This window comes from Blautia sp. St.27G3 (genome assembly GCF_059728505.1).
The window spans coordinates 836,418-851,104 of record NZ_BAAGFO010000002.1 but is presented as its reverse complement, the minus strand read 5'-3'; the positions used below and the strand labels follow the sequence as shown (position 1 = coordinate 851,104).

Sequence of the window (14,687 nt, the reverse complement as noted above, 5' to 3'; positions counted from 1 at the left end):
ACAGACATTTATGTGATAATTTATTAAGACAAAGAGAAAAACACAACGCAGATAATCTTCCCGAACGGATAAATGAGAATGCAAAGTCCCATAATAAATGTTATAGTTCAACAAATCTGTCATATTTGTGATATCATCACAGAAAATGAAACGAAAAGCAGGTATATTGAAAACACAAAACAAAAACAAGGAGGTACTTAATATGAGATTAAAAGATAAAGTTGCGATCATCACTGGCGGAAGCCGTGGCATTGGGTTTGCCACCGCAGATAGATTCCTGGAAGAAGGAGCAACAGTTATTGTGACAGCAAGTTCTCAGGCCTCTGCAGATAAGGCGGTTGCTCAGCTAAAGGAAAAATATCCTGAGGCAATCGTTGCAGGTATCAGTCCAAACCTGGCAAGTATGGAATCAGTAAGAGAAGCGTTCAAAGAAGTTACCGGTAAATATGGATGCGTCGATATTCTGGTCAATAATGCAGGCGTTTCTGAAAGTACCCCGTTTATGGAATATACGGAAAATACCTTTGATAAAGTTATGGATTTGAACGTGAAGGGTGTGTTCAATGCAACTCGTGCTGCCGCTGAGTGTATGGTGGCCAGAGGAAAGGGCGTTGTTCTTTCCACTTCCTCGATGGTCAGCATTTCAGGTCAGCCCAGTGGTTTTGCTTACCCGGCATCTAAGTTTGCAGTAAATGGTCTGACCGTATCTTTAGCGCGGGAACTGGGGCCAAAAGGAATCCGTGTTAATGCAGTGGCGCCCGGTATTACAGAGACGGACATGATGAAGGCCGTGCCGAAGGAAGTGATTGATCCGCTGATCGCGAAAATCCCTCTGCGTCGCTTAGGACAGCCTGAAGATATTGCCAATGCCTTTGTTTTCCTGGCTTCGGATGAAGCGTCTTACATCACTGGTGTTGTGCTGAGCGTAGATGGTATGGCAAGAAGCTGATATAGGATAAAGACGGGCGGTTTTCGGCCGTCCCGTTTTATAAGGAGGAATCATATGAAAAGCTACATAATCGTGTTACTTTCTTTGCTTCTTTTAGGCGGCTATGGTGTGCCTGATGAGAAAGCGGGCTATCGTCAGATTACAATGGACGAAGCAGCTGTTATGATGGAGCAAGAGCAGAATTACATCATCCTGGATGTCCGGACTGTGGAAGAATTCGATGATAAACATATCCCTGATGCAATCAATATTCCAAACGAAACAATTGGTTCGGAAGAAATATCAGAACTTCCAGACAAGAATCAGCTTATTTTGGTATACTGCCGCAGCGGAAACCGCAGTAAACAGGCATCCGAAAAGTTAGTGGCTTTGGGCTATACGAATATCGTAGAATTTGGTGGTATAATTGACTGGACTGGAGAAACGGTATCGGAATAGATTGACCGGAGGTTGTCGGTCTACAATACGGTGACGAACGTTGTAGTTACAGCAACTAATGCAAAAATGATTCTGAAACAAATTTATGATTGAGATTTCACCTGTTTTAAGAAATTTAATAACTGTTATATTTTGTTATTAAATTCTCCGCAAACCATTGAAAACACTGGATTTGTCGCAGGTGAGCTTTCCCTTATTGTTTCCCTTGTGTTATATCGTCCCACCAGTGTTTACGAACTCTGATAAGGGAAAATACAAGGGCAAAAAAATTATATAAAACAGTATAACACAAAATAAAAGTGACATGGTGAACTGATTGAAATGCTTCTGATTTTTGTAGCAAATCATTGATTGAACGATAAGGAGATAAGATACGATGAGAACAATATTTGCAGAATATAATCCCGGACGAAACAGCATTGATGTTTATACCAGTGCAGACTATATGCTTCGCATTGACTGCTGGGAAGCAGAAAAGAATTTGAGAACCACACCCGGATCAGATTGTGCATTAAACACACTTGCCATTGATGAACCACTAGAATATGCGAGACTGTATCTTGATGGGAATTTACAGATGTGGGTAGATGCAGAAGATTCCTTGACATTATAGTAATGTTCAAAAAAAGCTCTCTGTGCAATGCACAGGAGCTTTTTATATGTAGACCTCTATTTATTTGTGCTGTCTGCATCAATTACAGACTGAATCTGCTTCATAAGGGCATCATAGTTGTCCTTGTTATCAATTCCGCCGAGCATTGGTTCGCCTACAATATTGCCATTTCTGTCAACAAGTATAGTTGTTGGAAAGGCCATGATTTCTGAGGCATATTTACCGGCAGCACTAGAGGAGTCAATTGACAGATTACGATATTTGACACCCTGGCTTTCAAGAACAGAGGCAGCCTCTTTGATAGCTGTTTTATTGCCATCGAAGGTCTCAGTGTTGATGCCAACAACTTCTCCGCCCATTGATTTGATAGCATCATTTAATTCGTTAAGCTTGGATAATTCAGCGACACATGGTTTGCAGCCGGTAAACCAGAAATTGATGACTGTTACTGCATTACCGGAAAACAGGCTGTCATCAACCTTATTGCCATCAAAATCCTCACCGGAAAAATCACTGAATACAGATGAGGCTTTAGAGCTGTCCTTCTTGTTATCGTCTGATGATGTATTTTTGTTTTCAAGCTCTGCTATCTGTTCCTCGATTTTTCGTATGGTTTCAATATCCTCATTAAGTGTTTTAAGCTCATCGTCTGTGAATGAATTCTTGTTTGATTCTACGGTACCGGCAAGATAATCAGCATAATTTCCGTTTGGATCGGCGTCACTTTTGTTCATCATGCCAAATGCCTTGTTCCACACATCAGCGTGATCTGCAAAAAGCTGATTTTCCTGCTGATATAAATCATCAAGCCTGGAATCTGATTTGCCGGATGCTTCTGAGCCGGCTTCAGTCTGAGTGTTCTTAGAATCTGTTGTGGAAGCTTGCTTTACGCCACATGCTGTAAGTGATAATGCTATGCAGAGTGTAAAAATAGAAATAAATGATAATTTGTTTTTCATGAGTAATTTCTCCTTTAAAATAATAGTAAAATGTTTAATAGCTATCTGTTGTCATTTTTTTGACATGATTTTCCCATAAACCGGTAGCAGATGGCGTCCTTCGGACAGGCCTTTATGCAGGCACCGCAGCGTATGCACTCGGGGTGATCCGGTGTCTTACACACATCCACATCCATCTTACATGCCTTTGAGCATTGACCGCATCCGACACATTTACTGCTATCAACGGTGATTTTGAGCAGGCTGACCTTATTAAATAATGAGTAGATTGCTCCAAGCGGACAAATCCATTTACAGAAGGGCCTGTAAAATAAGATACTTAGTACAATCACTGCAATTAAAATCATACACTTGAAAGAAAAAAGCTTTCCCAGCGCAGAACGGATAGCAGCATTTCCAATAGATAACGGTATAGCACCCTCTAAAACACCCTGAGGACAGATATATTTGCAGAAGAACGGGTCTCCCATTCCTATAGAGTTCGTTACAAGCATCGGAAGAAGTATAACGAAAACAATAAGAATGACATATTTTAGGTACCTAAGAGGCTTTAGTTTGGCTGTGGATAATTTCTTTCCGGGGATTTTATGAAGTAAATCCTGAAACCATCCAAATGGGCACAAAAAACCACATATAAATCTGCCGAGAGTTACACCGAGTAAAATAAAAAATCCGGTTATGTAGTATGAAAACTTAAATTTTGATGATCCGACAACTGCCTGAAATGCCCCTATTGGACAGGCTCCTGTCGCGGCAGGGCAGGAGTAGCAGTTTAATCCGGGTACGCATACTGTTTTTGCATTGCCCTGATATATTTTACCCTTAAATAAATTTGGAATATGAATATTGGTCAGCAGCGTTGCTGCGGCCTGTATCCAGCCACGTATTTTTGCCAGTTTTCTTGATAGTAATTTCTTTTCCTTATCCAATTCCGACACACTCCAGACATAGTTTTATTGCTTTACCAAGCACTGTAGCCGCCTCACCTCTGACTGCACCATAGCTTATCATGGATACACCAAGGATAAGCAGAATGATTTGACATGTTTTTTGGTATTTCAACATAATGTTGCTCCTTTTTGTTGTATTGTTGACCAGCTGACTTTGGTATTATACAATATAGGTTGTAAAATTATTGTTAAGAAGCAGGAGAACATTTTGAGATTATTAATTGTTGAGGATGAGAAACAAATATGTGATATGGTTGCAAAGAGTCTGTATGCTGCCGGTTATGAGGTGGATACCTGTTATGATGGGAAAGAGGCTCTTGAATGTATACTGTCGGAGAATTATGATCTGATAGTTTTGGATTTGAATCTGCCGGGGATGGATGGCATGGAGCTTCTTAAGGAGCTTAGAAAATACAATGATGAAACTAAGGTTTTGATATTATCTGCAAGAGGTCAGATTGCTGATAAGGTAGAGGGACTGGATGCAGGAGCAAATGATTACATGGAAAAACCATTCCATCTGCAGGAGCTTGAGGCACGTATCAGAAGCCTGACAAGAAGGAAATTTGTACAGAATGATATATGTCTTAAATGCGGAGAAATAAAGTTTGATACGATTAAACGCGAGGCATATGCAAAGGAAGAGCCGGTTCCACTGACAAGAAAAGAGAATGGTATTTTGGAATATTTACTTATCAATATAAGCAGACCGGTGAGTCAGGAGGAGCTGATAGAGCATGTGTGGGATGCCACGGCAGACAGCTTTAGCGGAGCAATCAGGGTACATATGTCTTCACTTAGAAAAAAGCTTAAGGCGAAGCTGGGATATGATCCCATTCAGAACAAGGTAGGTGAAGGCTATAAAATACGGGAGGAGTCTGACAGATGAAAAGAATGTCGCTACAGTGGAGACTTACGTGCATTACTACATTGTGTATTGCTATTATATGTGGCTGCCTGACTATGTTTGTCTATAAAAATGGTGTGCATTACATCGATTCTCTGCAGGATGCGGTAGAGTCACAGGGGGATGAAAAAGGAAACAAATCAGATGAAATATATATCAGCATACCGGACGATAAGTGGGATGAGTTTGCGGATGAATTTTCGTTTCAGGTGTACAATAATAAGGCCGACTATAAAAGAAACAGTCTGATAATCACGGTTTTGCTGGCGCTTTTGGGAGGTGTCGTCACTTATTTTATAAGCGGGCATGCACTCAGACCAATCAGGGAGTTTTCAGATAAAATTGAAGAGGTACAGGCTCAGAATCTGTCTGATTCAAGAATAGAGGAAAACAATGTTAAGGAACTGAACCAGCTGGGTATTTCTTATAATAAGATGCTTGAGCGTCTGTCGGAAGCATTTGAGATACAGAGACAGTTTACTGCAAATGCAGCACATGAGCTGCGTACTCCATTAGCGTTAATGCAGGTACAGCTTGATTTATATAATTCTGCCTCTCACCCGGGAAATGATGCAGACACTTTGCAGACCATAAAAATGGTTACGGAACAAAATGATAAATTAAACAGGATGGTAAAGACTCTTCTTGACATGAGTGAGCTTCAGACGGTGGGAAGGGATGATAAAATTATATTGGATGCTATTGTTGAAGAGGTTTTGGCAGACCTTGAGCCTCTTGCCGTGGAAAAGAATATAAAGCTGATTGGAAAATGTGAGGATTCCACTATGATAGGCAGTGATATCCTTATTTACAGGCTTGTATACAATCTGGTTGAGAATGCCATCAAATATAATCATCCGCTCGGACAGGTTACAGTAACCGCATATCAGAGAAACAAGCATGTTTATCTGTCTGTAGAAGATACGGGAAGCGGAATACCAAAGGAGCTTAGGGAGAGAGTGTTCGAGCCATTCTTCCGTGTGGATAAATCCAGAAGCCGGGAGCTGGGTGGCGTAGGGCTAGGTCTTGCTTTTGTCCGTGAAATCGTTAGAGTACATGATGGCAGTATTTGTATCAAATCAGGCAAGACTGGGGGAACGATTTTCGAGGTGACTTTTGCACAGCATTCAATGTAGCGTTCCATTTTACACATTTGTCAACGCTATTAAAACAGATTTGCTAAATGAGAAAAATAGAATAATTTGTTATTTGACTGAGAATAATTTCTTCTCAGCGTTTCCGACAACTATTTTCTTTCCTTTGACACCTTCTCACTTATTCTCTGATAGATTTCCTTTGTCTCTGCGTCATTTTCCCCATTTACAACTAATATTTTTCCATCTATGTTCACGACAACATATGAATGGCAGGAGGCATGAGTGTAGCGGATATAATCTCCGAAGATATCGTTTTTGAAGTTTCCCATAGCATACTTCAGGTTTCCAAAACCATTAGTTCTGTAATCATTATCGTTCTGCAATACATTTTCTTCATAAGAAATGCTGTCAATTTGCGAATACTCCCCTGTATAATCATTCCATCCTTTTGCTTCAATGTTAAAATCACGATCATTACAACGAATCTGAATGCTTCCCCAAAACAAAGTCCATATAGTAAACACAATAGCGGAAATTGCGATGATCAGATATATCACACTTTTTTTGTATTATACTGAATTTTTAAGCCTTCTCCGGTTGCCAGCTTTTTCTTATAAAAAGGTAGGAGTAGAGAATGCTAATGATTGCAGCTGCCATAATGCTTATAATATACACAACCAGTGCAGCCATGCTTTCCCCCAAAAGTCCACAAAGCATACATAAAATACCTGATGCCATCCATAATTTGCCGCTGAATCTATGTGTTGCATTCCAGTTTTCTTCATCCATTAAAGACCATACAACTCTTATTCCTATGGTATTATTCTGTTTCACTTTTGGCAAATAATTTCCAATAACCATAAACAGCAGTCCAGTTCCATAGTAAATTACTGCCATAAACAGATTTTCCATATCTGCACCCATATTGACCAGTCTTGCAATACCATTATAGAGTAATGTTATAATTGGTATAATCCACATCGTCATTCCTATAATCTTGCGGCTCTGCTGTCTGTTCCGGTTATCATAAAATATTATTGCCACCAGCGCACAATCCGTCACTACAAAAAACACATTTGCCCACATGCTCTGTGTACTAGTGAATCCTACTAAAACCCCGATGAGCATTACCAGAACAGAACAAATTAATGAACCTCTATATTTTTTTATCATTTCCTTCATCGTCCGATACTCCTTTCAAATCTATAATCCACAACATGACATCTTCCAATACGGAAGTGTTTAATTCATAATAAATAAATTTTCCCTCTCTTTTATTTCGGATTAAATCAGCCTCCTTCAATATTGCCAGATGTCTGGATATAGAAGCTCCCGTTACTGAAAAATGTTCACATATCTCTCCAGCAGAAAGCCGTCCATTCTTCAATAAATTTAAAATCTCACGTCGTATTGGATCTGCCAGTGCTTTTAATGTATCTTGTATACCCAAGAATTCATCACGCTCCTCGTTTAACATTTATCCTAATTGTTAAATGTATTATAATGCAAGATATGTTATCTGTCAACGACTAAATTTTTCTAAAAGAACGTGCTTTGTTCATTAAGGGCAGAGAGGCTTTTTGTCCCTCTGCCCTCAATAACAGATATCTCTTATAGCACTCATCTAACATATCGAAAGACTCTTAAAAATCTAATTCTCCATATCAACAGTATCCTCTTTCTTCCATCCAGTCTTTCACATAGCATCTGATTCCAATATAAACCACATGCACCAGTAATAATAGTGTAATGAGATTTATAGAAATAACAGATTTTATCCAATCTCCAAAATAAATTGCAATGGCTGTGCTTGTAATAACTTCCACAATGCTGATGATATCCCAACAATATTTCCGGTAGATTTTTCCTACCTGATAACCAATCCCAACTATCAGTAATCCGGTTATTATGAATAAAATCCCCATAACAATGGCTACGATCAGCCAGTACATAAGCCCGGAAAGGATACGGTTAGGTATTCCGCTGCTTAACTGTCCGAAAGAATCTGCCCCTATGACAAACTCCCGAAACAAGCTTCCCATTCCTTTTCCTAGCGCACCGAAAAAGATGTTACAGTCGTTAAGGAAAACTGGCGAAAGAATAGCAGTAAACAGTGTTGTAGTTATGCTGTACCATGCCAGCAGGAACAGGATACTTTCATAACCAATCGTCATTTTTTTATATTTCTTTTCCAACTGCCTTTTACGGTTATCGCATTTTTCTTTTGCTTTCTGGTAAGCAGTACGGTCACATTTTTCGCATTTCTCATAAGGCACTTTTTTCTCAACAGCTACCTCAACCGTCTTTTGGTGTGTCTGTGCATAAAGTTTTTCCTGTTCTGCTTTTTCGTACTTAAATTTCCATGCCACGACTTCTGCGTCGGCTCTTTTCCTGTTGTCTGTCTCGCTGATCAATCGTTCCTCTGTTTGCCTTAATCTTGTCCACAATGCTTCGATATTCTCGGCTCTGTTTTCGCTGTTCAATTTCTCGTTCAAGGTCAGCGATTCGCTTAGCTGCCTGTTCAGTTCCTGAATTGTCTGGTCTTTCTGATCCAGTTCGTCCTGCATCTGTTCTGTCATCTGCAGAAGTTCTTCCACCTGCCCGACGTTCTCTGAGTTTCTGCATCCGTTCATCAATCTCCCTCGCTTTCTCTATCTGCTGTTTAAGGTCAGCAATTCGCTGTTCTGTTTCTGCAATAAGCTGTTCTCGCTGTTCAGCTTCTGCGTTAATTCCTGCCATTGCTGATTCTCGGTTTCCAACTGTTCGATTCTGGTTTTCTGTTGCTCGATCTGTGAGAGCAGTTCTTCTGTATCTGGTAAAAGATTCAGCAGCCCGGATAATTCGCTGTTTAAGCTTTTTAAACTCTGGTTCTGTTCCTGAAAAGACAGGAGCTGTCGATCCCGTTCCTGCAATTCCTGTACCATCGCTGCCATAAGATTCTGCTGTTCCTCGATCTGGTTTATCATTGTCTCCATCATGGGAATGACTTCCCGGCTTTCTTCTAATGTCATCCAATCGCTCCTTCCATTGTGTCAATGCACCGGATACCTTTCCGAAAGAAATCTGTATTTTATTCAGCAGTGCATTTTGTCTTTTTATGATCTGGTTTTCTACCACTTTCCATGACGCTGATTGTGTCTGTCCGTTCTGAAATTTCTCATCAATTTTTCTGGCATCCGCACCCTCATGGATCGTCGGTATCTCTAATTTCCCCTGCCTTGCATAAGAACGGTGGTCAATGTGATTTTCCGTTTTCAAATGTGCATTACAGACGTTTGCCCATTCGCTCCGCCATAGTTCACAATTTTTTGGATTGTTCCATCCGGTAGCATCGGTTAATACACGTTTCCACTGTTTACGGTTCCTTGCACCGATTTTCTGATTGCCATTTTCGTCCAATACCGGGATTCGGATTCCATGACGGGCAGGGTTCTTTTTATCCTGCCACCAGTCCGGATGGGATTCATCCTCCACGATATTTCCATTTTCATCTCTGACAAAATCCCAATCCTTGACTTCTTTGTTCCCCCATGAGTGGTCTGGATTGAATGGTCTCATCGTCACAAGTAAATGCACATGAGGATTTCCATCTCCTTTATCATGGATACTCCAGTCCGCACACATTCCCTTATCTACAAAGGTCTTTTGAATATATTCGGTTGTATAATCAATCTGTTCCTGTCGGCTCCATTCTTTCGGAAGTGAAAATTCAAATGACCTGCCGAGTTGTGCATCCGAGGTCTTCTCAATCTTCAAAACTTCATTCCACAAACGCTGTTTCTGAAAAGTAAGTTTAAATTTTTCCAGTGTGGTTTCTTTGTTATCTGCCCTTTTATATCGGGCAGATTTCTGGAACCGTCTGATATTTTCAGCAGGTACATCCTGCCATTCCTGCGGTGCATTTTCACACATCAGCAGGCTGGTATAAACGACTTCTTTTTTCGAAGTATAGCAGCTGATCCTGCCTGTTTCTTCATTTTTCATCACATCGCCATTGAGATAGGCAGATGCCGATATGATGGATTTTCCTTTGCTGCGTCCAACAATCTTTACTGTATAATGAAAAATCGCCATGATCCGTTTCCCCCTTTCTGCCGTATCCGGCTTTGATTTCCGGCAGGTAACCTTTTCCCTAAAAGAAAATGGTATCTGCCGGAACACCCTCTGCATAAGAGTGCCCTGTGCATAACAGCCTGCATGGAATGCGCCCCTCTGGCGAAGAGTGCCTCCTGCGGCATGAGCAGGTCTGGCTGAAAGCCCCGCCGACGGAACGAGCCCGGCAAGCGTAAGCGCAGACCGGTTGCCACCTGTGGCAAACTTATACGGACGACCTCTGGTTGTCCATAAGTGTGCCCTTCATGAAAAAGCAATGAAGGGAATGGAAACTCCACTCCCTCCGGCATTACACTTCCTCCGTATTTGTAACTGGCTCTTTCTGCATTGCCTTTGAGAAGAATTTCCCATTTGCTTCCTGCCTTTTTAAGAAACCGACCAGCTTCGGAATATCTTCTTCCTCAATCGCAGAACCAAGCACTGATTCCACCGCACCGCCGATCTGACAGAGCCTGTGTGTTCGTTTTTTCGTTTCCACATCTTTCTGACGCTTCTTCAGTTCCCGTTTCTGTGCTGCGTACTGTTTCGCTTTTTCAAGGCTTTCCTGTTCTCTTTTTTCCAACTGGAGCAGACGCTCCTCATAACTCTTTGTTGATCTTGCCATAAATATCATCGTCCTTTCTTTTTTTACCAAACATAAGTTCTCTGTTGTCTGTCAGACGAGGTACATGGTATAATCTGCTTGCGTGTAGGTATATCATGGCTTCGGTCTGATAGAACCTTTGGCGGTTTCTTCGGGAACCGCTTTTTTAAGTTGAACCGTTTCTTGTGACGGCTTTTACATTTCCCTTATCCCTCAAGTCCCTGCCCTCGTTGGCTTCCATGAAGAGTTCCAGCATATCCGTTTTGATCAGGACTTTTCTCCCGACCTTTAATACCGGAAGTTTCTTCCACTCCACCAGCTTTCTCAGGGTGTTCCTGCCGATTCCTGTATAATCAGCAGCTTCCTCAATAGATAAGGCAATCTTTCTTTGCGTCATGTGACCACCTCCTTGAAAATTGCATTATGCAATTTCTTTTGTGCTGTCAGTATAACGTGTTTATATCGTCCTGTCAAGCATTACGAAATTGTATCATTTGTTATTGGATTGCATATTGCAATATTATTTGTTATGTGGTATAGTAATGACATACCGAAAAAGGAGGCACATCAGCATGAAAGATAAAGAATTACGCAAGCTGATCGGTAGCAGGGCAAAACAGCGCCGTACAGAATTGAATCTGACACAGCCTTATATCGCTGAGAAGATGGGTGTGACTGCATCTACAATCCAGAGATATGAAGCCGGAACGATTGACAATACGAAGAAAATGGTGCTGGAAGGTCTTTCAGAAGCTCTACATGTATCTGTGGAATGGCTCAGAGGGGAAACAGACGAATACGAAACAGACATTACGGATAAAAGGGAATTACAGATTCGTGATGCAATGACGGATATTCTCAAACAATTACCTCTTGACCTTACGAAAACAGAAGATGCTTTTTCCAAAGACTTACTGCTGTTAATGTTGAAACAATATGAACTGTTTCTGGATTCGTTCCAGTATGCCTGCAAAAATTACAAGGGCAATACAAAAGAAGCGGACATTGCCAAAACACTGGGGTTTGAATCGAATGATGAATATAACGAGATTATGTTTCTCAGGGAGATTACCCATACTGTCAACGCATTGAATGACATGGCAGATATTGTAAGACTCTATTCCAAGAAACCGGAAACAGCAGAACAAAGACTTGCAAATCTTTTATCCGAAGTTATGTATGAGGATTCTGAAACGGTATAGTAAGATAATCGGAGTTATGATATACTTACACGCAAGAAGCATTTCAGCAGTTCCGATTGTCTGATATCGAAAGGAGACATACGATTATGGCAAAAGGATCTGTTAGAAAGAAAGGAAAGAAATGGTACTACCGCTTCTATGTAGAGGACGCAAGCGGCAAAATGGTTCAGAAAGAATACGCCGGAACTGAAAGCAAAAGTGAAACGGAAAAACTTCTCCGCAAAGCACTGGAAGATTACGAAGATAAGAAATTTGTTGCAAAGGCAGATAATCTTACCGTAGGTGAACTTCTGGACATGTGGTCAGAAGAAGAACTGAAAACCGGGACACTCAGCAACGGCACAGTGGAAAATTATCTTGGTGCAATCCGCTGTATCAAAAAACACCCGATTGCAGACCGCAAGCTGAAAACAGTTACCGCCGAACATTTACAGGCGTTTCTCGACCTGCTTACATTCGGTGGCGAGTTTCCAGACGGGAAAGTGAGAAAAGGATACAGCAAAGATTATATCCATTCTTTTTCCGCAGTGTTACAGCAGTCATTCCGTTTTGCAGTATTTCCAAAACAGTTAATCAGTTTCAATCCGATGCAGTATATTAAGCTGAAAAGGCAGGCTGAGGAAGTTGACCTCTTTTCCGATGATGAAGTCGAGGAAGGCACACAGCCGATTTCACATGAGGATTATGAACGGCTCATCAAGTATCTGGAAAAGAAAAATCCACCTGCGATTCTGCCGATTCAGATCGCATATTATGCAGGACTTCGTATCGGGGAAACCTGTGGTCTTACATGGCAGGACATCAACCTTGAAGAACAATGCCTGACCATAAAACGCAGTATCCGTTATGACGGAACGAAGCATAAAAATGTGATTGGAACAACCAAGCGAAAGAAAGTAAGGCTTGTTGATTTTGGAGATACGCTGACTGAAATATTGAAAGCAGCAAGACGGGAACAACTGAAAAGCCGGATGCAGTACGGGGAACTTTACCACCGCAACTACTACAAAGAGGTGCATGTAAAAAACAGGGTGTATTATGAATACTATCACCTTGACGGAACGCAGGAAGTCCCGGCAGATTATAAAGAAATATCCTTTGTCTGCCTCAGACCGGATGGTAGTCTGGAACTGCCGAGTACACTCGGCATTGTATGCAGGTCAGTGTCAAAGAAGCTGGAAGGATTTGAAGATTTTCACTTTCACCAGTTACGGCACACCTACACCAGCAACCTGCTCTCGAATGGGGCGGCTCCGAAAGATGTACAGGAACTGTTAGGACATTCTGACGTCAGTACCACAATGAATATTTACGCTCACTCAACAAGAAAAGCTAAACGGGATTCCGCAAGACTTCTTGATAAAGTAGCGAGCAATGCTTAAATACAGAGAACTTGCCACTGGCAACTTCTCTTACATACTTTGGCATAAAATTTCCCTTATTTCCCTTGCGGATTCCTCACAAGGGCAAAAATAAGGGAAAATACATATCATTTCACTATCTAAGGGGCTGGAAAGCCTGTAAAATAAGGAAAGTTCAGGAAATCTCTCCACAAATTTCGATTATGATATGCGGGTTTGGAATCAGACAGGATTGGGTGACCGGGCAAACAGATTCTAACAGATTCTATTTGTAAGCACAGAAAATTACATCAAATGCCTGTAATTGAAGTTGTTTGCTGAATTAAAATGAAAAAGGAGAAACGGATATGGCAAAGACAGCATGGATTTTTTCATACAAGCTGAAGAAAAATGTGAGTGAGGAACAGTTTATCGAAAAAACACAAAAGTTACACGATGAGGTCATTTCTAAGGCGAAAGGATTTATTTCCTGGGAACATTATTTACAGGGGAATGTGTGGACGGATTTTGTTCTCTGGGAAACAGAAGAAGACGCGAATCATGCTACAACGATAGGAAAAGGAAAAGAAGTAACGGAGGATTTCTATGCCTGTATACAGATGCATACTTGCAGGGCGTTGATTTCGCAGCTTGTAAAGAAATATTAATTGACAAAATTTGACCTATCTGGTAATATATTACTAATATATCACAGGAGAGGCATATGAAGAGTTTAAAAGAAAAAGCATATGAAGTAATACGGGAGCGGATTATTACCTGCGCATATCAGCCAGGGGATTTTATCGACGAAAGAGCATTATGCGAAGAACTGAATATGAGCCGCACTCCGGTCAGGGAAGCTTTGAATGTTTTGGCAGAGGAGGAATTTCTCGATGTTATGCCGCGCAGAGCGATTATTGTTTCACAGATTTCCATGAAGGATATCAATAACCTGTACGATCTTCGCGAACTGCTGGAGCCGGCAAGTGCGGCGCTTGCGGCCAGACAGAGCAGCCAAACCGTGATGTCGGAGCTGCTGGAGCAGTTTCAGAATGTGAATACGCTGGATATCTATCAGTATTCTATTTTGGATAATAAATTACATATGTACATTGCACAGTGTACCGGGAATCATATGCTGGTGAAATTTATGGACAGTCTGATGGCAAAGACTCAGCGGATACGCATTATCTCATCCAAATATGAAGAAAGGAGGAAAAAGGGGTACGCAGAGCACCTCGATATTATTCACAGTATTTTAGAGGGAAGAGAACAGGATGCAAAAGCTGCGATGCAAAGCCATATCCAGGAAGCGCGGGAGGACTTTACACGGGTTCTGCAGGCAAATGGGCGGTACTGTATTTCATAAAATCATATCAGAAGAAGACATATTCCGGTAGGGCAGGGGCTGTTTACGGCAGAATTTTTTGCATCAAAGAAAACAGGCGAGGTATGCAGCGGTGCAAAAAATGTTTGTGTGACAGACCCATAAAAAATGCTTTTTCTGATATATCAGTTAAATATCACAGTAAACAT

General features: G+C 41.1%; 19 protein-coding genes. 9 read left to right on the top strand and 10 right to left on the bottom strand.

What is annotated here, in order from left to right:
* Positions 1 to 202 precede the first annotated feature (202 nt).
* The 3 genes from AC6I2O_RS13540 to AC6I2O_RS13530 all read left to right on the top strand — a co-directional run bounded on the left by AC6I2O_RS13540 (position 203) and on the right by AC6I2O_RS13530 (position 2,000).
* Positions 203 to 949, top strand: coding sequence for an SDR family NAD(P)-dependent oxidoreductase (locus AC6I2O_RS13540; RefSeq protein ID WP_497742943.1), 747 nt, complete (start codon positions 203 to 205; stop codon positions 947 to 949).
* Between the two features lie 54 nt (positions 950 to 1,003).
* Positions 1,004 to 1,387, top strand: coding sequence for a rhodanese-like domain-containing protein (locus AC6I2O_RS13535; protein WP_120391976.1), 384 nt, complete (start codon positions 1,004 to 1,006; stop codon positions 1,385 to 1,387).
* A 376-nt stretch (positions 1,388 to 1,763) separates the two neighbouring features.
* The gene (locus tag AC6I2O_RS13530; RefSeq protein WP_074731292.1) at positions 1,764 to 2,000 is read left to right on the top strand and encodes a DUF6061 family protein; all 237 of its coding nucleotides are present in this window, start codon (positions 1,764 to 1,766) and stop codon (positions 1,998 to 2,000) included.
* 56 nt (positions 2,001 to 2,056) lie between these two features.
* Here AC6I2O_RS13530 and AC6I2O_RS13525 read toward each other — a convergent pair whose 3' ends face one another.
* The 3 genes from AC6I2O_RS13525 to AC6I2O_RS13515 are packed head-to-tail and all read right to left on the bottom strand — an operon-like array spanning position 2,057 to position 4,024.
* Complete coding sequence (locus AC6I2O_RS13525) at positions 2,057 to 2,959, bottom strand: TlpA disulfide reductase family protein (RefSeq protein WP_497742942.1); 903 nt, start codon at positions 2,957 to 2,959, stop codon at positions 2,057 to 2,059.
* Positions 2,960 to 3,000: 41 nt separating this feature from the next.
* Positions 3,001 to 3,888 carry a 4Fe-4S binding protein gene (locus AC6I2O_RS13520; protein ID WP_009263529.1) on the bottom strand — a complete coding sequence of 296 codons (888 nt, stop codon included), beginning with the start codon at positions 3,886 to 3,888 and terminating at the stop codon, positions 3,001 to 3,003.
* Complete coding sequence (locus AC6I2O_RS13515; protein ID WP_009263530.1) at positions 3,881 to 4,024, bottom strand: CD1871A family CXXC motif-containing protein; 144 nt, start codon at positions 4,022 to 4,024, stop codon at positions 3,881 to 3,883. Before AC6I2O_RS13515 ends, AC6I2O_RS13520 begins: the two co-directional genes overlap by 8 nt.
* 93 nt (positions 4,025 to 4,117) lie before the next feature.
* On the opposite strand from AC6I2O_RS13515, the gene AC6I2O_RS13510 reads away from it, so the two are divergent.
* Entirely contained in the window at positions 4,118 to 4,798 is a 681-nt protein-coding gene (locus tag AC6I2O_RS13510) for a response regulator transcription factor (RefSeq protein WP_497742939.1), read from the top strand.
* Positions 4,795 to 5,952, top strand: coding sequence for a sensor histidine kinase (locus AC6I2O_RS13505; RefSeq protein WP_497742938.1), 1,158 nt, complete (start codon positions 4,795 to 4,797; stop codon positions 5,950 to 5,952). Before AC6I2O_RS13510 ends, AC6I2O_RS13505 begins: the two co-directional genes overlap by 4 nt.
* Positions 5,953 to 6,062: 110 nt before the next feature.
* On the opposite strand, the gene AC6I2O_RS13500 is transcribed toward AC6I2O_RS13505, so the two are convergent.
* The 7 genes from AC6I2O_RS13500 to AC6I2O_RS13470 form a co-directional block, all read right to left on the bottom strand.
* Positions 6,063 to 6,470 carry a PH domain-containing protein gene (locus tag AC6I2O_RS13500; protein ID WP_497742937.1) on the bottom strand — a complete coding sequence of 136 codons (408 nt, stop codon included), beginning with the start codon at positions 6,468 to 6,470 and terminating at the stop codon, positions 6,063 to 6,065.
* Between the two features lie 25 nt (positions 6,471 to 6,495).
* The gene (locus AC6I2O_RS13495) at positions 6,496 to 7,095 is read right to left on the bottom strand and encodes an SdpI family protein (RefSeq protein WP_497742936.1); all 600 of its coding nucleotides are present in this window, start codon (positions 7,093 to 7,095) and stop codon (positions 6,496 to 6,498) included.
* Positions 7,070 to 7,390 carry an autorepressor SdpR family transcription factor gene (locus AC6I2O_RS13490; protein ID WP_117498834.1) on the bottom strand — a complete coding sequence of 107 codons (321 nt, stop codon included), beginning with the start codon at positions 7,388 to 7,390 and terminating at the stop codon, positions 7,070 to 7,072. Before AC6I2O_RS13490 ends, AC6I2O_RS13495 begins: the two co-directional genes overlap by 26 nt.
* Before the next feature lie 187 nt (positions 7,391 to 7,577).
* The gene (locus tag AC6I2O_RS13485) at positions 7,578 to 8,282 is read right to left on the bottom strand and encodes a DUF6040 family protein (protein ID WP_497742934.1); all 705 of its coding nucleotides are present in this window, start codon (positions 8,280 to 8,282) and stop codon (positions 7,578 to 7,580) included.
* The gene (locus AC6I2O_RS13480; protein WP_497742933.1) at positions 8,266 to 9,987 is read right to left on the bottom strand and encodes a MobA/MobL family protein; all 1,722 of its coding nucleotides are present in this window, start codon (positions 9,985 to 9,987) and stop codon (positions 8,266 to 8,268) included. The genes AC6I2O_RS13485 and AC6I2O_RS13480 overlap by 17 nt, the downstream gene beginning before the upstream one ends.
* Before the next feature lie 328 nt (positions 9,988 to 10,315).
* Positions 10,316 to 10,630 carry a hypothetical protein gene (locus tag AC6I2O_RS13475; RefSeq protein WP_055273988.1) on the bottom strand — a complete coding sequence of 105 codons (315 nt, stop codon included), beginning with the start codon at positions 10,628 to 10,630 and terminating at the stop codon, positions 10,316 to 10,318.
* A gap of 145 nt (positions 10,631 to 10,775) precedes the next feature.
* The gene (locus AC6I2O_RS13470; RefSeq protein ID WP_002578307.1) at positions 10,776 to 11,006 is read right to left on the bottom strand and encodes a helix-turn-helix domain-containing protein; all 231 of its coding nucleotides are present in this window, start codon (positions 11,004 to 11,006) and stop codon (positions 10,776 to 10,778) included.
* Between the two features lie 175 nt (positions 11,007 to 11,181).
* Here AC6I2O_RS13470 and AC6I2O_RS13465 point away from each other — a divergent pair, with 175 nt between their 5' ends.
* The 4 genes from AC6I2O_RS13465 to AC6I2O_RS13450 all read left to right on the top strand — a co-directional run bounded on the left by AC6I2O_RS13465 (position 11,182) and on the right by AC6I2O_RS13450 (position 14,520).
* A complete protein-coding gene (locus AC6I2O_RS13465; protein ID WP_370808161.1) occupies positions 11,182 to 11,811 on the top strand; it encodes a helix-turn-helix domain-containing protein in 630 nt (209 codons plus the stop codon).
* A gap of 86 nt (positions 11,812 to 11,897) precedes the next feature.
* Entirely contained in the window at positions 11,898 to 13,193 is a 1,296-nt protein-coding gene (locus AC6I2O_RS13460; RefSeq protein WP_497742928.1) for a tyrosine-type recombinase/integrase, read from the top strand.
* A 326-nt stretch (positions 13,194 to 13,519) separates the two neighbouring features.
* Positions 13,520 to 13,819 (top strand): hypothetical protein, encoded by a 300-nt coding sequence (locus AC6I2O_RS13455; protein ID WP_497742927.1) that lies wholly within the window; start codon positions 13,520 to 13,522, stop codon positions 13,817 to 13,819.
* A gap of 56 nt (positions 13,820 to 13,875) precedes the next feature.
* Positions 13,876 to 14,520, top strand: a complete 645-nt coding sequence (locus AC6I2O_RS13450) for a GntR family transcriptional regulator (protein WP_120391975.1) — start codon at positions 13,876 to 13,878, stop codon at positions 14,518 to 14,520.
* The last annotated feature ends 167 nt before the right edge of the window (positions 14,521 to 14,687 follow it).

Excerpts from the sequence above, each read along its gene's own strand:
- AC6I2O_RS13455 (WP_497742927.1), top strand. The coding sequence starts at position 13,520 with ATGGCAAAGACAGCATGGATTTTTTCATACAAGCTGAAGAAAAATGTG.
- AC6I2O_RS13465 (WP_370808161.1), top strand. The coding sequence starts at position 11,182 with ATGAAAGATAAAGAATTACGCAAGCTGATCGGTAGCAGGGCAAAACAG.
- AC6I2O_RS13495 (WP_497742936.1), bottom strand. The coding sequence starts at position 7,095 with ATGAAGGAAATGATAAAAAAATATAGAGGTTCATTAATTTGTTCTGTT.
- AC6I2O_RS13490 (WP_117498834.1), bottom strand. The coding sequence starts at position 7,390 with ATGTTAAACGAGGAGCGTGATGAATTCTTGGGTATACAAGATACATTA.
- AC6I2O_RS13535 (WP_120391976.1), top strand. The coding sequence starts at position 1,004 with ATGAAAAGCTACATAATCGTGTTACTTTCTTTGCTTCTTTTAGGCGGC.
- AC6I2O_RS13480 (WP_497742933.1), bottom strand. The coding sequence starts at position 9,987 with ATGGCGATTTTTCATTATACAGTAAAGATTGTTGGACGCAGCAAAGGA.
- AC6I2O_RS13505 (WP_497742938.1), top strand. The coding sequence starts at position 4,795 with ATGAAAAGAATGTCGCTACAGTGGAGACTTACGTGCATTACTACATTG.
- AC6I2O_RS13450 (WP_120391975.1), top strand. The coding sequence starts at position 13,876 with ATGAAGAGTTTAAAAGAAAAAGCATATGAAGTAATACGGGAGCGGATT.
- AC6I2O_RS13515 (WP_009263530.1), bottom strand. The coding sequence starts at position 4,024 with ATGTTGAAATACCAAAAAACATGTCAAATCATTCTGCTTATCCTTGGT.
- AC6I2O_RS13525 (WP_497742942.1), bottom strand. The coding sequence starts at position 2,959 with ATGAAAAACAAATTATCATTTATTTCTATTTTTACACTCTGCATAGCA.
- AC6I2O_RS13470 (WP_002578307.1), bottom strand. The coding sequence starts at position 11,006 with ATGACGCAAAGAAAGATTGCCTTATCTATTGAGGAAGCTGCTGATTAT.
- AC6I2O_RS13475 (WP_055273988.1), bottom strand. The coding sequence starts at position 10,630 with ATGGCAAGATCAACAAAGAGTTATGAGGAGCGTCTGCTCCAGTTGGAA.
- AC6I2O_RS13530 (WP_074731292.1), top strand. The coding sequence starts at position 1,764 with ATGAGAACAATATTTGCAGAATATAATCCCGGACGAAACAGCATTGAT.
- AC6I2O_RS13540 (WP_497742943.1), top strand. The coding sequence starts at position 203 with ATGAGATTAAAAGATAAAGTTGCGATCATCACTGGCGGAAGCCGTGGC.
- AC6I2O_RS13460 (WP_497742928.1), top strand. The coding sequence starts at position 11,898 with ATGGCAAAAGGATCTGTTAGAAAGAAAGGAAAGAAATGGTACTACCGC.